12 protein-coding genes are annotated in these 16338 nt (G+C 53.0%); 6 read left to right on the top strand and 6 right to left on the bottom strand.

Features of this window, described 5'->3' with window-relative positions:
• Positions 1-211: 211 nt before the first annotated feature.
• A complete protein-coding gene (locus NBA72_RS09050; protein ID WP_000934257.1) occupies positions 212-1861 on the top strand; it encodes an alpha,alpha-trehalase in 1650 nt (549 codons plus the stop codon).
• Positions 1862-1873: 12 nt separating this feature from the next.
• Here the strand turns inward: NBA72_RS09050 and NBA72_RS09045 are convergent, their stop codons facing one another.
• Positions 1874-3463 carry an STY4199 family HEPN domain-containing protein gene (locus NBA72_RS09045; protein ID WP_042948488.1) on the bottom strand — a complete coding sequence of 530 codons (1590 nt, stop codon included), beginning with the start codon at positions 3461-3463 and terminating at the stop codon, positions 1874-1876.
• Between the two features lie 280 nt (positions 3464-3743).
• Between NBA72_RS09045 and NBA72_RS09040 the strand changes: the two genes are divergently transcribed.
• Positions 3744-4100 (top strand): glycoside hydrolase family protein, encoded by a 357-nt coding sequence (locus tag NBA72_RS09040; RefSeq protein WP_042948489.1) that lies wholly within the window; start codon positions 3744-3746, stop codon positions 4098-4100.
• A 5-nt stretch (positions 4101-4105) separates the two neighbouring features.
• On the opposite strand, the gene NBA72_RS09035 is transcribed toward NBA72_RS09040, so the two are convergent.
• Positions 4106-4708, bottom strand: a complete 603-nt coding sequence (locus NBA72_RS09035) for a response regulator transcription factor (RefSeq protein ID WP_001196081.1) — start codon at positions 4706-4708, stop codon at positions 4106-4108.
• 630 nt (positions 4709-5338) lie between these two features.
• Here NBA72_RS09035 and NBA72_RS09030 point away from each other — a divergent pair.
• From NBA72_RS09030 to NBA72_RS09020, 3 genes are all read left to right on the top strand, one after another.
• The gene (locus tag NBA72_RS09030; RefSeq protein WP_000358046.1) at positions 5339-6238 is read left to right on the top strand and encodes a LysR family transcriptional regulator; all 900 of its coding nucleotides are present in this window, start codon (positions 5339-5341) and stop codon (positions 6236-6238) included.
• Between the two features lie 72 nt (positions 6239-6310).
• Complete coding sequence (gene yhjD, locus NBA72_RS09025) at positions 6311-7339, top strand: inner membrane protein YhjD (protein WP_000191228.1); 1029 nt, start codon at positions 6311-6313, stop codon at positions 7337-7339.
• 350 nt (positions 7340-7689) lie between these two features.
• The gene (locus tag NBA72_RS09020; protein WP_001148981.1) at positions 7690-9012 is read left to right on the top strand and encodes an MFS transporter; all 1323 of its coding nucleotides are present in this window, start codon (positions 7690-7692) and stop codon (positions 9010-9012) included.
• 39 nt (positions 9013-9051) lie between these two features.
• On the opposite strand, the gene NBA72_RS09015 is transcribed toward NBA72_RS09020, so the two are convergent.
• Positions 9052-11112 carry an AsmA family protein gene (locus NBA72_RS09015; protein ID WP_017441623.1) on the bottom strand — a complete coding sequence of 687 codons (2061 nt, stop codon included), beginning with the start codon at positions 11110-11112 and terminating at the stop codon, positions 9052-9054.
• A gap of 109 nt (positions 11113-11221) precedes the next feature.
• Positions 11222-11989, bottom strand: coding sequence for a cyclic-guanylate-specific phosphodiesterase (gene pdeH / locus NBA72_RS09010; RefSeq protein ID WP_000595626.1), 768 nt, complete (start codon positions 11987-11989; stop codon positions 11222-11224).
• A gap of 228 nt (positions 11990-12217) precedes the next feature.
• On the opposite strand from pdeH, the gene NBA72_RS09005 reads away from it, so the two are divergent.
• The gene (locus tag NBA72_RS09005; protein ID WP_000037583.1) at positions 12218-13147 is read left to right on the top strand and encodes a sugar kinase; all 930 of its coding nucleotides are present in this window, start codon (positions 12218-12220) and stop codon (positions 13145-13147) included.
• A gap of 53 nt (positions 13148-13200) precedes the next feature.
• Here the strand turns inward: NBA72_RS09005 and NBA72_RS09000 are convergent, their stop codons facing one another.
• Complete coding sequence (locus NBA72_RS09000) at positions 13201-14688, bottom strand: M16 family metallopeptidase (protein ID WP_001163182.1); 1488 nt, start codon at positions 14686-14688, stop codon at positions 13201-13203.
• A 219-nt stretch (positions 14689-14907) separates the two neighbouring features.
• Positions 14908-16194 carry a C4-dicarboxylate transporter DctC gene (gene dctA / locus NBA72_RS08995; RefSeq protein ID WP_000858228.1) on the bottom strand — a complete coding sequence of 429 codons (1287 nt, stop codon included), beginning with the start codon at positions 16192-16194 and terminating at the stop codon, positions 14908-14910.
• Positions 16195-16338 lie beyond the last annotated feature (144 nt).

Below are 16338 nucleotides of genomic sequence, written 5' to 3'. Positions count from 1 at the left end.
TTCTGATTTTAGGTCTGGGGCGGGCGTCATGAAAATAGGATTTTCGCAATACTATTCAGTAAGTTATAAATTGTTTTTCTTGAGAGACAAATTGCAAAATGTGATCTATCGCACACTTTGCCACTCAGGTATCGAAGCGAATGTCTACGCTTAATAGACAGCCGGGCAACACCCGTATCTTTTACGACGCAAGCCGGAGGTCCTTGTCATTATGCTCAACCAGAAATTAAACCCCACGCCTTCTGAAGATCTGACTATTGATGTCGATCTGCTTTATGAAACAGACCCGTGCGAGTTAAAGCTGGATGAAATGATCGAGGCGGAACCGGAGCCGGAGATGATCGAGGGGCTTCCCGCCTCTGACGCCCTGACCCCTGCCGATCGGTATCTCGAACTGTTCGAGCATGTACAGTCAACAAAACTGTTTCCAGACAGTAAAACGTTCCCGGACTGCGCGCCGAAGATGGACCCGCTTGATATCCTGATCCGCTACCGTAAGGTCAGACGCCACCGTGATTTTGACTTACGCCGCTTCGTCGAGAACCATTTCTGGCTACCGGAAACATTATCCAGCGAGTATGTCTCTAACCCCGAAAACTCGCTCAAAGAACATATTGACCAGCTTTGGCCGATACTGACGCGCGAACCGCAGGATCATATTCCGTGGTCTTCGCTGCTGGCGCTGCCGCAATCCTATATCGTGCCGGGAGGCCGCTTTAGCGAAACCTATTATTGGGACTCTTATTTTACCATGCTGGGTCTGGCGGAAAGCGGGCGCGAAGACTTACTTAAATGTATGGCGGATAATTTCGCCTGGATGATTGAAAACTATGGCCATATTCCCAACGGCAACCGGACCTATTATCTGAGCCGTTCGCAGCCGCCGGTTTTCGCCCTGATGGTTGAACTGTTCGAAGAAGATGGCGTACGCGGCGCGCGGCGTTATCTCGACCATCTCAAAATGGAATACGCCTTCTGGATGGACGGCGCCGAATCGCTGGCGCTCAACCAGGCTTATCGCCACGTTGTGCGGATGCCGGACGGTTCCCTGCTGAACCGCTACTGGGACGATCGCGACACGCCGCGCGACGAGTCCTGGCTGGAAGATGTCGAAACCGCAAAACACTCCGGTCGTCCGCCCAATGAAGTCTACCGGGATTTGCGCGCCGGGGCGGCGTCCGGCTGGGACTATTCTTCACGCTGGCTACGCGATGCGGGCCGGCTTGCCAGCATACGTACGACCCAGTTTATCCCTATCGATTTGAACGCTTTTCTGTATAAACTGGAGAGCGCTATCGCCAATATTTCAGCACTGAAAGGCGAACGTGACACCGAGGCGCTATTTCGCCAGAAAGCCAGCGACCGACGCGCCGCCGTGAACCATTATCTGTGGGATGATGAAAACGGCTGTTATCGGGACTATGACTGGCGACGCGAAGAAATGGCGCTCTTTTCCGCTGCCAGTATCGTGCCGCTGTATGTCGGTATGGCGAACCATGAGCAGGCCGACCGTCTGGCAAATGTGGTACGCAGCCGTCTGTTAACGCCCGGCGGGATTATGGCGACCGAATACGAAACCGGCGAACAGTGGGATAAACCGAACGGCTGGGCGCCGCTGCAATGGATGGCGATTCAGGGCTTCAAACGGTATGGCGACGATATGCTGGGCGATGAAATCGCCCATAACTGGTTAAAAACAGTGAACCATTTTTATCAGGAGCACCACAAACTGATCGAGAAATACCATATTTCCGGCGGTACGCCCCGCGAAGGCGGCGGGGGCGAGTATCCGCTACAGGACGGGTTCGGCTGGACCAATGGCGTGGTGCGCCGCCTGATTGGCCTTTACGGAGAGCCTTAACCTGCTCCGGCCTCAGTGAATCGCATCATAAATGGCTGACTGAATTTTCAGCCATTTTTTATTGTCTGCGCTGGGCCGGGCCTGAGCGCGCAATCGGGCCTGCTCCGTATCGTGCTGCTGGCGCGTCACAACAGCCGGAACGGTGCAAAACGTTTGCAAATAGGTTTTATGCATCGCGGTCAGCGGCGCGCCGCTCGACATGTCATGACTTAACGTTGTGATAAATCGTCGGCAGGGTTTGACCTCATCCATCAGCGCGGGATAACGCAACAACAGTTGCAGCACCTCGGTATGTCCTGCCGCAAACGCCTGCTCCGTCCACGCGAGCTGCCAGTTCATTCCGCCCTGGAGGAACAGCGCCGTCACCCGCGTATCATTGCGCTCTATCGCCGCCCGCATGGTAAACGCATCCCAGGTAATCCCCATATGATTGAGCGTTTCCCGCGCGGAAGGCGCCTCGCGCGGCGGTTCATCCTGCGCCATTGCGGGCGCTTGCCCGTTATCGGAGCCTGGCGACGACGAACTAAATAGCCAGAACGCGCCCGCCAGTATCGCCAGCGTCATGACGCCAACCCCGGCCCACAAAGTGCCGGAAATAAGTTGCTCACGCTCTTCAGGCGTACGCGGAGGCCGCTTACGCGGTGGTTCTATGCTCTCGCTAATCTCATGCTTATCTCCCCCGGCCTGCCGATCTTTAAGCCGCGCGGTTTCCCAGAACTGGCGCAATTCACGTTCATCCGCCAGCAGAAACGAAGCGGGATTCACGCGGGTACGTTTTTCGGCATAGGCGCGCTGGATGGGCCGAACGATTTGCTGATACTGAACGTTTAGCAGCATAAGCTGCGCTGAGGTGAGCGGCTGCCTGGCGATAACCTCGTTTCGCGCGAGGCGGCAATCATCCAGAAACATACGCAGAGTGGTGCGCGACTCGGCGAACAGCGTTAACGCTGAGGCGTCATTAAAAATGACGACGTAATGACGGGCAAACAATTTTTTATCAACCACCATAAGCGCCAGTTCGCTGAACAACATGCCCTCCAGCGCATGTTGATCTTCTCCCTGTTTTAACCACTGGCGCAAACGGTCCGGGCCAAAATGTTGCTTGAGGTAGTGATTCAGCGACGCCCGATCCGGCCATGCGCGCGCAATAAGCGCTTTTAACGTCAGTTCTATCGCCCGAAGCTGACGCTGCGCCTCAAGATGCGCCTCCTGGTCGGGGTCTTCCAGCTCAGTTTGATACGTCAGTAGCGGCTGCTGCTGACGTAGATGTTCCAGCGAGGTGACAAAACGCAACGCGGCAAGGAGTTGATTTTCGCTCACCTCTTGCCCGCTGTCATAGTGGGGAACATGCTGCTGAAGGTGACGCAGTTGCAGCATAAACTGGCTCAACTGCGCGTCATTTATCCGCAATTTTTTCGCCACCGCGCCCCAACCGCCCAGGTTAAGACGCGCCTGCTCAAGTTGTTCCATGAACCACCGGGGCTCTTTTCCCTCTGTGGTATGAATACCCAGCAGCAGCAGGATTTCTATTGATGCCTGGCGGATAATCCCCAGGCTATGTTCAAAAGGCGCGCGTGTCGCCTGCGAAGCGCTATTCGTCATTATCTTCCCTAAAAAGACGATCCCGCGACGAGATCTTCGTTTTCTTTTAATTATGTTTTTTCATAGATATAACAGATTTAGCCACATTTCAGTGACTTAATCTTAATGATTGCAAATTTATAAGAAGATCGGTTACTAACCAAAAACATCAGTTTTTCATTCTGTCAACGCGGCGTGACGCTGAACGGCATAGACCTTTTCCCTGCCTGCGTTTGGCCGTCTGACCGCTAGCCACGCGTGCAGCACACTTTATAATCGCGCTTTTTATGAGAAAGATGCCATGCCGCACATTTCATCTCGCTTTAGCTCCGCCTGCATCGCGTTTATTAAACAGTGGCAGGGTCTGTCGCTGGAAAAGTATCGCGATCGGCAGGGTAACTGGGTGATTGGTTACGGGCATATGTTGACGCCGGATGAGACGCTGACGTTCATTACGCCCGACCAGGCGGAGGCATTCTTGCTGGATGACCTCAATAGCTGCGATATGCTGCTACAGAATTGTTTGCCGGAACTTAACGATTGGTTTCAACGCGAAACGCTTATTGCGCTGATGTTCAGCATCGGACATCAGCGTTTTTTATCATTAATCAATACGGGTGATATTTCACAGCCAGAAATAAGCGGACTGCGAATTTAACGTCGCTAATTCGATTCATTTAACATCATGGCGGCCTGGGTACGATTTTTTACATCCAGCCGCCGGTAAAGCGACTCCAGATGCGCTTTAACCGTCCCGGTACTAATATTTAACGCCCGCCCAATTTGTTTATTTGATTCTCCTGCGGCAAGCATCTGTAAAATTTCCCGCTGGCGGGCGCTTAACGCTTTTATATCACGGGACTCCAGCTCCGTTGAATTTAACCAATCCCCCGGTAAAAACATCATCCCGCGAGCGACAGCATTGAGCGCAAGGACAAAGGTTTCGGCATCAGAATCGCGTGGCACCACGGCCTGAACGTTAAATTGCATGACTTCATGCAGCCACTTTTGACTGCCATCCATCGCCGTGATAATAATCTTCACCTCCGGAAATTGCTGCGCGATTCTTTGTAACACCTCGCGGCAAAATTCAGCATCCAGGCCGCTATCCAGCATGACCAGCGCATCCGGCGCGCTTTCTATTTTTTGCCAGAGTTCTTCTGCCTGACCGACACTCTGGATACTTATTCCTGGAATGTGCTGCTGCAAACTGATTTTCATTCCATGAATAAATATTGACTGCCTGTCAAACATGATTACCTGCATTACTTTTCTCCACCTGGGTAAGATAATAGTCTCAAGATGAGGAAGGGTATTACCCGTAGGGTAAAATAAGAAGTCGCCATTTGGTATAGGCCATTTTACCGATAGTCATTGGTTGAGGAAGGGAAAGGTTATGAATATTTACAGCTTCAACATCGGGATTACAGAATTCGCTAAAATTAGCCTTTTAAAGTAAGGAATATCTTATTAGCGCGAACAGCCAAGGCTAATTTGAATATTAATTTAATGAAGAGTACGCCTGGCGCGTCACAAAGGAAATATCTGCTTTTCACCTGATGTGTTACAAAAAATAAAGTAGCACATTTTGTTAAAAAATAGCCAATCCGCCTGAAAACCGCGACGATGGGTCAATGACAATACCGTGTATGTACATGCATTTCTCTCTCCCACTACACCCGCGGCTATCAGCGTGTTTTACCGCTCTCGTCCCGTTTATCGGCTTTTTGGCGCTAAAAAGCCTGGCCGGAAGGCGATAAATCCGCCGCGCAACACGATCAGACGTATTCGTCACGCGAGCAATGATTGCGAAAGGGCTTATTAGATGCTAGAAAATCAATAAAACCAGCCGCTTCAGCGTCACTGTTTCAATAAAAACAATAATAGAGCCTGATGATGGATAAAATATATGCAATGAAATTGTTTGTACGCGTGGCGGAACGGGAAAGTTTTTCCCGCGCAGCAGAGGATATCGGCCTTCCCAAAGGCAGCGTCTCACGGCAAATACAAGCGTTAGAACATCAACTGGGCATCCGCCTGCTCCACCGCACCACCCGGCGGGTACAGCTTACTCAGGACGGAATGGTTTACTACGAACGGGCAAAAGATCTGTTGAGTAACCTGGATGAACTGGAGGGTCTTTTCCAGCCTGATCCCGCCAGTATCAGCGGCAAAATACGGGTAGATATACCGCCATGTCTCGCAAACAGCCTTATCATGCCGCGCCTGCCCACTTTTTTGCATCAGTATCCCGGCATTGCGCTGGAACTTTGTAGTAGCGATCGACAGGTCGATTTACTACGGGAAGATTTCGACTGCGTGGTGCGTACAGAGCCGCTACATGCGCCAGGGATACTGACGCGCCCGCTTGGCAAACTGAGAAGAGTGAACTGCGCCAGCCCACAATACCTGGCGCGCTTTGGGTATCCAGAAAACCTTGACGATCTCGCCTCACATGCGGTGGTGCATTATTCATTGACCCCGGGAGTTTCTTCACCGGGTTTTGCCTTTGAAACTCCCCACGGTATGCAGTGGGTAAAAACCGGCGGAATGCTAACGGTAAACAGTACGGAGACCTGGCATACGGCCTGTCTGGCAGGATTAGGGATCATTCAGACGCCGCGCATTGCTGTACGGGAGGCGTTACGCGCCGGAACGCTCATTGAAATTTTACCGCAATATCGCGCCGCTCCACTGCCGGTGACGCTGCATTATCCCCATCGCCGTAATCTTTCCCGCCGGGTACACCTGTTTATGGTATGGCTGACTGAAACCATTAAAGAGGCCGCAGAGTAGCCGCATTTTCAGCATCCACCGGGGAGAAGCTATACTGACATATTCTATTAATGATGAAGGACTACCGACCTGATGACGCAGGAAAATGACGTAAAACGCCCTATTCAGGAACTGGAGCACGACCCGATACAAAAAATAGAAACGCAGCCGCATGACGCCCCGGAAAAAAACGAAAAGGCAAATCAGGCGTTGCATTCCGTCACCTCCCTGATGCAAAAAATTCAGCGTCAACCAATGGTGGCCCACCTCATTCGCGCGACCGAACGTTTTAACGATCGACTGGGTAATCAGTTTGGCGCGGCTATCACCTACTTTTCGTTTCTGTCGATGATCCCGATAATGATGGTGTCCTTTGCCGCGGCAGGTTTTATCCTCGCCTCGCACCCTAATCTACTGGAAGATATTTTCAGCAAGATATTGATGAATGTGAGCGATCCTACGCTGGCGTCCACGCTTAAAAATACGATTAATACGGCGGTTCAACAGCGTACCACGGTAGGGCTGGTCGGACTGGGTATCGCGCTCTATTCTGGCGTTAACTGGATGGGCAACCTGCGGGAAGCGATTCGCGCCCAGTCACGGGACGTCTGGGAGCGCAAGCCGCAGGATCAGGAGAAAATCTGGCTCAAATATCTGCGCGATTTTATCTCGCTGATTGGATTATTAATCGCTTTAATCATTACGCTGTCCATTACTTCCATCGCCGGTTCCGCCCAGCAGATGATCATCTCCGCCTTGTATCTCGACAGCATCGAATGGTTAAAACCGGCCTGGCATTTGATCGGTCTGGCCATCTCTATTTTTGCCAACTATCTGCTTTTCTTCTGGATTTTCTGGCGACTGCCTCGCCATCGTCCCCGTAAAAAAGCGCTGATTCGCGGCACATTTATTGCCGCTATCGGTTTTGAGGTGATTAAAATCATTATGACTTATACGCTGCCGTCACTGGTGAAATCGCCTTCCGGCGCGGCGTTTGGCTCCGTACTCGGTCTGATGGCATTCTTCTACTTTTTTGCCCGCCTGACGTTATTCTGCGCGGCCTGGATAGCCACCGCCGAATACAAGGACGACCCGCGAATGCCGGGTAAAACGCAACGCTAGTCTGCGGCTTGCTGCCGAATGGCACGCACGGCGTCGTCATTCGGCCTACTGATGTGTAGATCCAGGCCGGGCAAGCAAAGCGTACCCGGCGGTACAATCAGGCACGTCCTTCCGCCTCATCTCATTGTTTCAGCATATAAATCCAGTAATTAACTTTTATTTAACCAGAAACCAGTTTTATCCACCAATTCTAAAATTATGTGAAGCATTTCATAGACGCAAAATGGCTGGCTTAAACATTATCCCCTTTTTGCGCTTTTTTTGACCATTTTTAGCTTTTGTTACACATTGAAATATAACTTTTGCTGTGCGTAATATGGCTATTCGTTCGCTAAAAATAAGAAAATAGTATGCAAGCAACCGCCACAACACTCGACCATGAGCAGGAACATGTTCCGGTAAACTCACGCAATAAAGTCGTTATTGCCTCGCTTATCGGCACCGCGATTGAGTTCTTCGACTTCTATATTTACGCCACCGCTGCGGTGATCGTGTTCCCCCTTATCTTCTTCCCCCAGGGCGATCCCACTGCGGCAACGCTACAATCGCTCGCCACCTTCGCTATCGCGTTTGTGGCGCGTCCGATTGGCTCTGCGCTATTCGGCCACTTCGGCGACCGGGTAGGCCGCAAAGTCACGCTGGTGGCTTCGCTGCTGACGATGGGGATCTCCACGGTTATTATCGGTCTGTTACCGGGCTACGCGACGATAGGTATTTTCGCGCCGCTGCTGCTGGCGCTGGCGCGTTTCGGTCAGGGACTGGGGCTGGGCGGCGAATGGGGCGGCGCGGCGTTATTAGCGACGGAGAATGCGCCGCCGCGCAAACGCGCGCTGTATGGCTCCTTCCCGCAGTTGGGCGCGCCGATCGGCTTCTTCTTTGCCAATGGCACCTTCCTGTTGCTCTCCTGGCTGCTGACCGACGAGCAGTTTATGAGCTGGGGCTGGCGCGTGCCGTTTATCTTCTCGGCGGTGCTGGTGATTATCGGCCTGTATGTGCGCGTGTCGCTGCATGAAACGCCGGTGTTTGCGAAAGTCGCCGCAGCGAAAAAACAGGTAAAAATACCGCTGGGCACGTTGCTGACGAAGCATGTCCGCGTAACCATTCTCGGCACGTTTATCATGCTGGCGACCTACACGCTGTTCTATATCATGACCGTCTATTCCATGACTTACAGCACTGCCGCCGCGCCGGTGGGGCTTGGCTTGCCGCGCAATGAAATACTGTGGATGCTGATGATGGCGGTGATTGGTTTTGGCGTGATGGTGCCCGTCGCCGGCCTGCTGGCGGACGCATTTGGCCGTCGGAAAAGCATGGTCATCATTACCACGCTCATCATTCTCTTCGCGTTGTTCGCCTTTACCCCGCTGCTGGGTTCAGGCAATCCAGCGCTGGTATTCGTGTTCCTGTTGTTGGGCCTGAGCCTGATGGGGCTGACCTTCGGCCCAATGGGAGCGCTGCTGCCGGAGCTATTTCCGACGGAAGTGCGCTATACCGGCGCATCGTTTTCCTACAATGTGTCATCGATTCTGGGCGCTTCCGTCGCGCCGTATATTGCCGCATGGCTGCAAAGCCACTACGGGCTGGCGGCGGTAGGGGTTTACCTGGCGTCAATGGCGGCGCTGACGCTGATTGCACTGCTGTTAACCCATGAGACGCGTCATCAGGCGTTGTAATAGGGCGCCGGATGGCATCATCCGGCGCTACGTTTCACGTTACTGCTTCATCTGCGTTAAAATCGTCCGGCACTGATTGGCTTCGCCTTCAGAGGGCGAAATGAGCGCCAATAGCGCGGCGGCGGGCGTTACCAACGTCGCCAGCGCTGCCGCAACCGCGCCGCGCGCAATCAGCGGGCCGGGCTTGACGCCCGCCTGCGGATTTTTAAATGTCCCGCGCACGTACAGCGGCGATCGCAGCGTAATAATACGAATCCCTTTACTTTCCGGATCAATGGTTAAATCGAGCTGTTCAGAGGCGAAGCTCGCCGTACCGGTCACGTTAATCAACGCATTTTCTGTATCAAAAGCAAAAATTTGCGGTCGCGCCACGCCGTTCGCAATATTGAGATTCGCCGCCGCGCAGTTAACCCGCACTTCGTCATCGCCAAAAATCTGCCCGACAATATAGTTGCCGACGTTCAGCCCCACGATTTCCATCAGGTTGCGGCTAATCAATCCATCATTCATCAATAATTTCAGATTGCCGTTACTGTTGCCAAGCAGCGCGGCGACCGAGTTGCCCGTCCCGCGAATATCCGCATCGCCGTTCAGCTCGCCCAGCGTTTTCTGCATCAGCTCCACATCCGGCATCAGTTCTTTAAGCTTCAGCCGACGCGCCTGTATATCCGCCCGCCCCTGCATTGGCTTTTTATCCCCTTCCAGATGGATGTTGGAGACAATACTGCCGCCTGCCAGACCAAACTTCAGCGGCTGTAGACGTAAGTCGGCGTTTTTCAGGATGATATGGGTCGAAAGATCGCTAATCGGTAGACTGCCGCCATGCTCAATACGTCGGCCTTTAAACCGGACATCGGCGTCCATAACGTCCCATTTGTCGGTTTCAAAGCGATCGTAAGGCAACACTTTATCCGCCGGCTGAACATTCTTCTCGCCTTTGCGCTGTTCAGACCGTTTCGACTGCTCAACGTCTTTCCCGGAATCCACGCCAATCAGCGGCCCAAGATCGGCCAGTCGTAACTGGCGCGATTCGACATCGCCTTCCAGTTTAGGGCGCGGTTTACCGGTGGTATAAGTGAGGGAGCCGTGGATATCACTGTCGCCAATGCGCCCGTTAAAACCGCGATAATCAAATACAGATGACTTTTCGGCGTCAATTTTCGCCACCAGTCGCCCATCGGTCTCAAACGGCGGCGTATCCGGCAGCAGCACGCCGGTTAAATCATATAAATCGCCCAGTGAATCGCCAGAGAATTTAAGCCGCAGATCGACGCCGCCCATTTTCATCGGCTCGTTCACCACGCCGCTAAAAGCCACCCGCGTGTTGCCAGAGCGGAAATCGGCCTGCACAGGAAAAGGCGTACTTTCGCTGCGTAGCGCCAGCATACCGCCTATTTTGCCCGTACCGGTCAACGGTTCCCCGTTATAACGCCCCTGCGCTTTCAGGCCGAAGACATAGTCGCCCACGGTGGATTTGTCTGCTTTGCCTTTCGTTCCCGTCACTTCGCTGAACGGCAACGGTTTGCCTAACGGATCGATCAGAATAGTGATATCCGCCTTGCTGACCTTATCATCGATCGCGATTCGCCCCTGGTCGAAGAGAATATTATCCAGCCGGAAGGACCAGGCGGAAGGTTTAGCATTGGGGTCCGTATTCTTGTCTTGCGCGAGGTTAAAGGTCCAGTTATTGGTTTTCTCGGACAGACGAATAAGACGCGCGTCGGGTTTCACCAGTTTGATCCACGGCAGCCAGACGGTTTTGGTCAGGAGCGCCAGCGGAGCAAGCGTCGCCTCAACGCGTGGCAGATGTACCATCGTAACTTCCGGAATATCCGGCGGATTGCCGAGAATGACATCTTCCGCGTGAACATGCGGCCACGGTACCCAGCTTCGCCAGCCAGTCTCCTGTTTTTGGCGTTCCCACACCACGCCTAAATCGCCGCGAATAGCGAAAGGCCGGTTCAATTCGGTAGAGACTTTCTGGTTGATGGTCGGTTTGAGGCGGTTCCAGTCAAATGTTGCGATCAACAAAATCACTATGACGATCAACAACAAGAAAGTCCCTGTGATGGCGGCGGTTATTTTGCCTGCTTTAGTCATGTGTTATTTCCTCACTTCTTCCCTTGCCTGTCCTAAAGATAGTTCAGCCAGACGAAAAAGGAGGATGACCGCGCCTCGTAATACCATGTATTACGGGAACAGTCTGGCGTTACAGGGTCAGAATCACCTCTTCGAGCGATATCAGCGGCACGGGTCGAGAAAGAAAATAGCCCTGGGCGGCAAAGGCGGGCGAACGCTGCACATCACGCCACTCTTCCAGCGTCTCCACGCCCTCGACAATAACGCCGCGGCAGTAGCGGTTCATCAGTTGCAGCAGCAGAGTGAACAGGTTGCGTCCCTCCGGGGACTGACGCAGCATGACGAACAGCTCGCGCGCCACTTTAATGTAGTCATAACGCACTTCGCTCAGCGCTGAAAAATTGGCCATACCAGTACCAAAATCATCCAGCCACAGCGGGCCGAACTCACACATCGAGGCGAAAGAGGAGTCTTTCGGCAAACGAATATGTTCCACCAGTTCGAAACGCAGCCAGGGTAAGCGCTCCATCGCGGCCAGAATGTCCGGCTGTCGTCGCATGGCAATTAGCGTAGGGCCATCGACATTGACCGATGCCAATAAGTGATGGCGAGTGAAAAAATCCGCTTTTTGTTCAAGCTGATGAAGTTGTTCTTTCACTACGTCAATGCGGTGTCGAACCGCTAACTCCGCGAAATAACGATCCGGGGCAATACGTCTGGAAGGGTTATCAGGATGGGTGACGACAGTGAGAAGTTCAACCGCCATCAGACGGCCATCCGTCTGGTATATCGGCTGGTAAGTATAGGCACGCTCGCATTGCAGCCAATAGCGCCGTTCCTGCAAATTCTCTATACCTGCATCAGGAACGCGTAGCTGCTGGATAACCTGCTTTATCATCTCAGTTGTCCTGTTAATGGGAGTGTGACTGTCCGGACTCGTCAAAGGTTATCGGCGTTCAGGCAGAGAACTTTACCCTCGGTCCCTGGCAAAATAAAAACAGACCCCGAAACTTGTCAAAAATACGCACTTGCTCAAAAAAATAATGGACCGATGTTTTAATATTATTGACCACTAAACATCCACAGCGCACACTAACGCTAATTTTTACAGATCAGGTTCACGACTATGTCTAAAAAGATTGCCGTGATTGGCGAATGCATGATTGAGCTGTCGCAGAAAGGCGCTGATGTTCAGCGCGGCTTCGGCGGCGACACGCTGAATACCTCCGTTTATATTGCCCGTCAGGTCGATTCTGCCGCTCTGGCCGTTCACTATGTGACGGCGCTGGGTACCGACAGTTTCAGCCAACAGATGCTGGAGGCGTGGCAGCATGAAAATGTGGATACCTCGCTAACGCAGCGGATGGAAAATCGCCTGCCAGGCCTCTATTACATCGAAACCGATGACACTGGCGAGCGTACCTTCTACTACTGGCGTAACGAAGCGGCAGCGAAATTCTGGCTGGAGAGCGAACAGTCAGCGGCTATCTGCGAGACGCTGGCGACCTTCGATTATCTCTACCTGAGCGGCATTAGCCTCGCGATTTTAAGCCCAACCAGCCGTGATAAGCTGTTGTCTTTATTGCGTGAATGCCGGGCCAACGGCGGGAAAGTCATTTTTGATAATAACTATCGCCCGCGTTTATGGACAAGTCGCGAAGAAACGCAGCAGGTCTATCAAAAGATGCTGGAATGTACTGATATCGCCTTCCTGACACTGGACGATGAAGACGCGCTATGGGGTCAGCAACCGGTGGAAGAGGTCATTGCCCGCACCCATGCGGCAGGCGTGCAGGAAGTGGTGGTAAAACGCGGGGCGGACTCATGCCTGGTCTCGATTCAGGGCGAGGCGCTCATTGACGTTCCGGCAGTAAAACTGCCGAAAGAGAAAGTGATAGACACCACTGCCGCAGGCGACTCCTTCAGCGCCGGTTATCTGGCCGTTCGTTTGACGGGCGGCAGCGCGACGGATGCCGCGAAGCGCGGACACCTGACGGCCAGCACGGTGATTCAGTACCGTGGGGCCATTATTCCGCACGACGCGATGCCGCAGTAAGTCATTTGCTCTTGCCCGGTGGCGCTACGCTTACCGGGCCGACAGGCGGCAGCTTACTGTGCCGCCGGTGTTTCCGTCACTTCCGGATGCGCCTCATCTGCTTCAACAGCGGCGGCAGTTGTCGGGACCATGATTTCATCCCACGTCGCCTTTAACGCCTTCATGTTAAATTCCGGCTCGCCTTGCGGTTGCAGCAAAATTAATGCCATCTCCTGCGATAGCTGCTGACGTAGATTCTGATTGAGCATGTCGACGGTCAGACTGTTGAGGAAATTCTGACGCAGCTTCTGATACTGCTCCGGCGCGATATCCACCACCTGATTCTGCAGCGAGCGCATACGCTGTCCAGTCAAAATGTCAGTATCGGTACGCGCGTAGGTCGCGAACAGCTTTTGCAATTCGAGATTTTTCTGCGCCACCAGAGCAGTAAACTCCTCTTCCGACAAACCTTTATCGCGTACTTTCGCCAGTTCATTCGCCACCAGGCTCAAATTGGTATTGAGCTTATCATTAGGTGATTCAATGTTGATGGCGCACTGCGCGCGCAGGAACAGAACCCGGCAGTCAAACCCCAGACCAATATCTTTCGCGTTATTTTTAGTAAGCTCTTGCTGGATATGCCAGAACAGCGCTTCGCGCGCCAGATCCGCCTGCCAGTAGCGCAACAGCGCCGCCGACTCGCGAATCGGTTGCCACGGCGTATCCCACATAATGGAGAGACGATCCTGGCGCACCGCATCGGTCATAATGCTCACTGATTCCGCCCGCAGCGGCGAAAGCGTCGGCACCGGGGCGGGCGTTTCGCGTTTACCTTTCAGCGTACCGAACGTTTTATTGATCTGCTCGGCGACGGAGCGCGCATCAATGTTGCCGACAACAATCAGCGTCATGGCATCCGGGGTGTACCATTTTTCATAGAAAGCCTGAATTTTGGCTGCGTCTACTGGCTGCTTTAACGGTTCCGCGGGATCGTGCCCCAATAACGCCGATCCTTTCAGCCGATAACGCCACCAGCCCTCTTTAGTATCTGCTGGCCACGTCGCAACCATATCTTCGCTGCTTAACGCATGATTCACCGTCTCTGGCGTAATGGTTAATTTACCGGAGACGTTAGCCAGATAGGTCAGCGCTTCTTTCAGCAGATCGTTACGGTTATTGGGTAAACTGAGGTTATAGAGCGTGGAATCATAAGAAACAATAACGGGCGGCATGGGACGTTTCGGATCAAACCCTTGCTGCCATAAAGAACGTGCCTGTGCGGCATCCAGACCACCGCTTTGCGTTAGCGCGATACGGGGAATCGCATGGCTGAACCCGCTCTGTTGAGTACTTTCGGTGAGCGAACCGGTATTAACCTGGAGACGAACTTCAATACGATCGCTGGGGCGCTGAGGCGTAGCCAACACTTGCCACTGTAACCCATTAGCCAGCGTCCCCTGTTGCCATGCCGGATCGGGCTGGAGCGCATCTGCCTGCACATAGCCGGCAGAGGCCAACATCAACAGACTGCCCGCTAAGAGTCGAATTTTTGTGCCCTGCATGTGAACCCCTGATCAACAATCCTGGTAATAAAAAGACAGCCCCGGCAGGGATGCCTGAATATGACGTAAAAACACTTCGTGTTAGACCGCGAGAACCTAAAAATGTCACGGAAGAAGTGAAATAATCCCTAAGCATCATGCTGTATGCTTTGGGCGCAGGGGTCAATTATGCGCAAACACCCGCAGTCCTGGAAGGGACTACGGGCATAAGTGGCGAGATTAGGAGGAAATTTCGTGCGTTTTGCCATCCGGCGCACGATTATTAAGCACATCGTCCAGCTTTTGGTGATCTAACTCTTTCACCCATTTGGCAACCACCACCGTCGCCACGCCGTTACCCACCAGGTTAGTCAGCGCGCGCGCTTCGGACATAAAGCGGTCGATACCGAGGATTAACGCCAGGCCCGCAACCGGTAAATGGCCTACGGCGGAGATAGTGGCCGCCAGCACGATAAAGCCGCTTCCGGTCACGCCCGCAGCGCCTTTTGACGATAGCAGCAGCACGACCAGCAGCGTTATCTGGTGGAAGATATCCATATGGCTGTTGGTCGCCTGGGCGATAAACACCGCCGCCATCGTCAGGTAGATAGAGGTGCCATCGAGGTTGAACGAATACCCCGTCGGGATCACCAGCCCTACCACCGACTTACGGCACCCCAGTTTTTCCATCTTATCGAGCATACGCGGCAACGCTGACTCGGAAGAGGAGGTGCCGAGCACAATGAGTAATTCTTCCCGGATATAGCGAATAAATTTAAAAATGCTAAAGCCCGTTACCCGTGCAATCGTCCCCAGCACCACCACCACGAAGAGAATACAGGTGATATAGAAGCAGATAATGAGCTGCCCCAGTTGCACCAGAGAACCGACGCCGTATTTACCGATGGTGAAGGCCATCGCGCCGAATGCGCCAATCGGCGCCAGGCGCATGATCATATTGATGATGCCGAAAATGACCTGCGAAAAACTCTCAATCACATTGAAAATGAGCTGGCCTTTGCTGCCCAAACGGTGCAGCGCAAAACCAAACAACACCGCAAACAGTAAGACCTGCAGAATGTTGCCGCTGGCAAACGCGCCGATCACGCTGCCCGGTATGACATCCATCAGGAAGGCAATAATGCCCTGCTCCTTGGCTTGTGCGGCATAAACGGCCACCGCCTGCGCATCCAGCGTTGCCGGATCGACGTTCATCCCGGCGCCAGGTTGCACAACGTTGACGATGATAAGACCGATAATCAGCGCAATCGTACTGACAATTTCAAAGTAAAGCAGCGCGACCGCGCCGGTACGCCCCACCGCCTTCATGCTTTCCATGCCTGCGATGCCCGTCACGACAGTACAGAAAATGACAGGAGCGATGATCATCTTAATGAGCTTAACGAACGCGTCGCCAAGCGGTTTCATTTGTGCGCCCAGTTCAGGATAGTAATGGCCAAGGAGAATACCAATGGCGATTGCTGTCAGGACCTGAAAATAAAGACTTTTGAACAGAGAGGTTTTCATAGGGTGTCCTTGAAGTAAAAACCACAGGTCTTGTAAGGTTATGAGTAACCTGCGGCCTTAAAATAACACCCACACAACATGACAGAAATGCGCCAGGATCATAATTGAAACAAAAATGTTAAAAAGTTTGAGCTGGCTCGCACA

The sequence above is a fragment of the Salmonella sp. NW1250 genome (assembly GCF_051812965.1).
GTDB lineage: Bacteria > Pseudomonadota > Gammaproteobacteria > Enterobacterales > Enterobacteriaceae > Salmonella > Salmonella enterica.
The sequence above is the reverse complement of the archived record's forward strand: the minus strand, read 5'-3'. Positions and strand labels throughout refer to the sequence as shown.

Coding starts and splice junctions, on each gene's coding strand:
- NBA72_RS09005 (WP_000037583.1), top strand. CDS start 12,218: ATGTCTAAAAAGATTGCCGTGATTGGCGAATGCATGATTGAGCTGTCG.
- NBA72_RS09040 (WP_042948489.1), top strand. CDS start 3,744: ATGCCGCACATTTCATCTCGCTTTAGCTCCGCCTGCATCGCGTTTATT.
- NBA72_RS09050 (WP_000934257.1), top strand. CDS start 212: ATGCTCAACCAGAAATTAAACCCCACGCCTTCTGAAGATCTGACTATT.
- NBA72_RS09015 (WP_017441623.1), bottom strand. CDS start 11,112: ATGACTAAAGCAGGCAAAATAACCGCCGCCATCACAGGGACTTTCTTG.
- pdeH (WP_000595626.1), bottom strand. CDS start 11,989: ATGATAAAGCAGGTTATCCAGCAGCTACGCGTTCCTGATGCAGGTATA.
- NBA72_RS09020 (WP_001148981.1), top strand. CDS start 7,690: ATGCAAGCAACCGCCACAACACTCGACCATGAGCAGGAACATGTTCCG.
- NBA72_RS09035 (WP_001196081.1), bottom strand. CDS start 4,708: ATGCAGGTAATCATGTTTGACAGGCAGTCAATATTTATTCATGGAATG.
- NBA72_RS09045 (WP_042948488.1), bottom strand. CDS start 3,463: ATGACGAATAGCGCTTCGCAGGCGACACGCGCGCCTTTTGAACATAGC.
- yhjD (WP_000191228.1), top strand. CDS start 6,311: ATGACGCAGGAAAATGACGTAAAACGCCCTATTCAGGAACTGGAGCAC.
- NBA72_RS09000 (WP_001163182.1), bottom strand. CDS start 14,688: ATGCAGGGCACAAAAATTCGACTCTTAGCGGGCAGTCTGTTGATGTTG.
- dctA (WP_000858228.1), bottom strand. CDS start 16,194: ATGAAAACCTCTCTGTTCAAAAGTCTTTATTTTCAGGTCCTGACAGCA.
- NBA72_RS09030 (WP_000358046.1), top strand. CDS start 5,339: ATGGATAAAATATATGCAATGAAATTGTTTGTACGCGTGGCGGAACGG.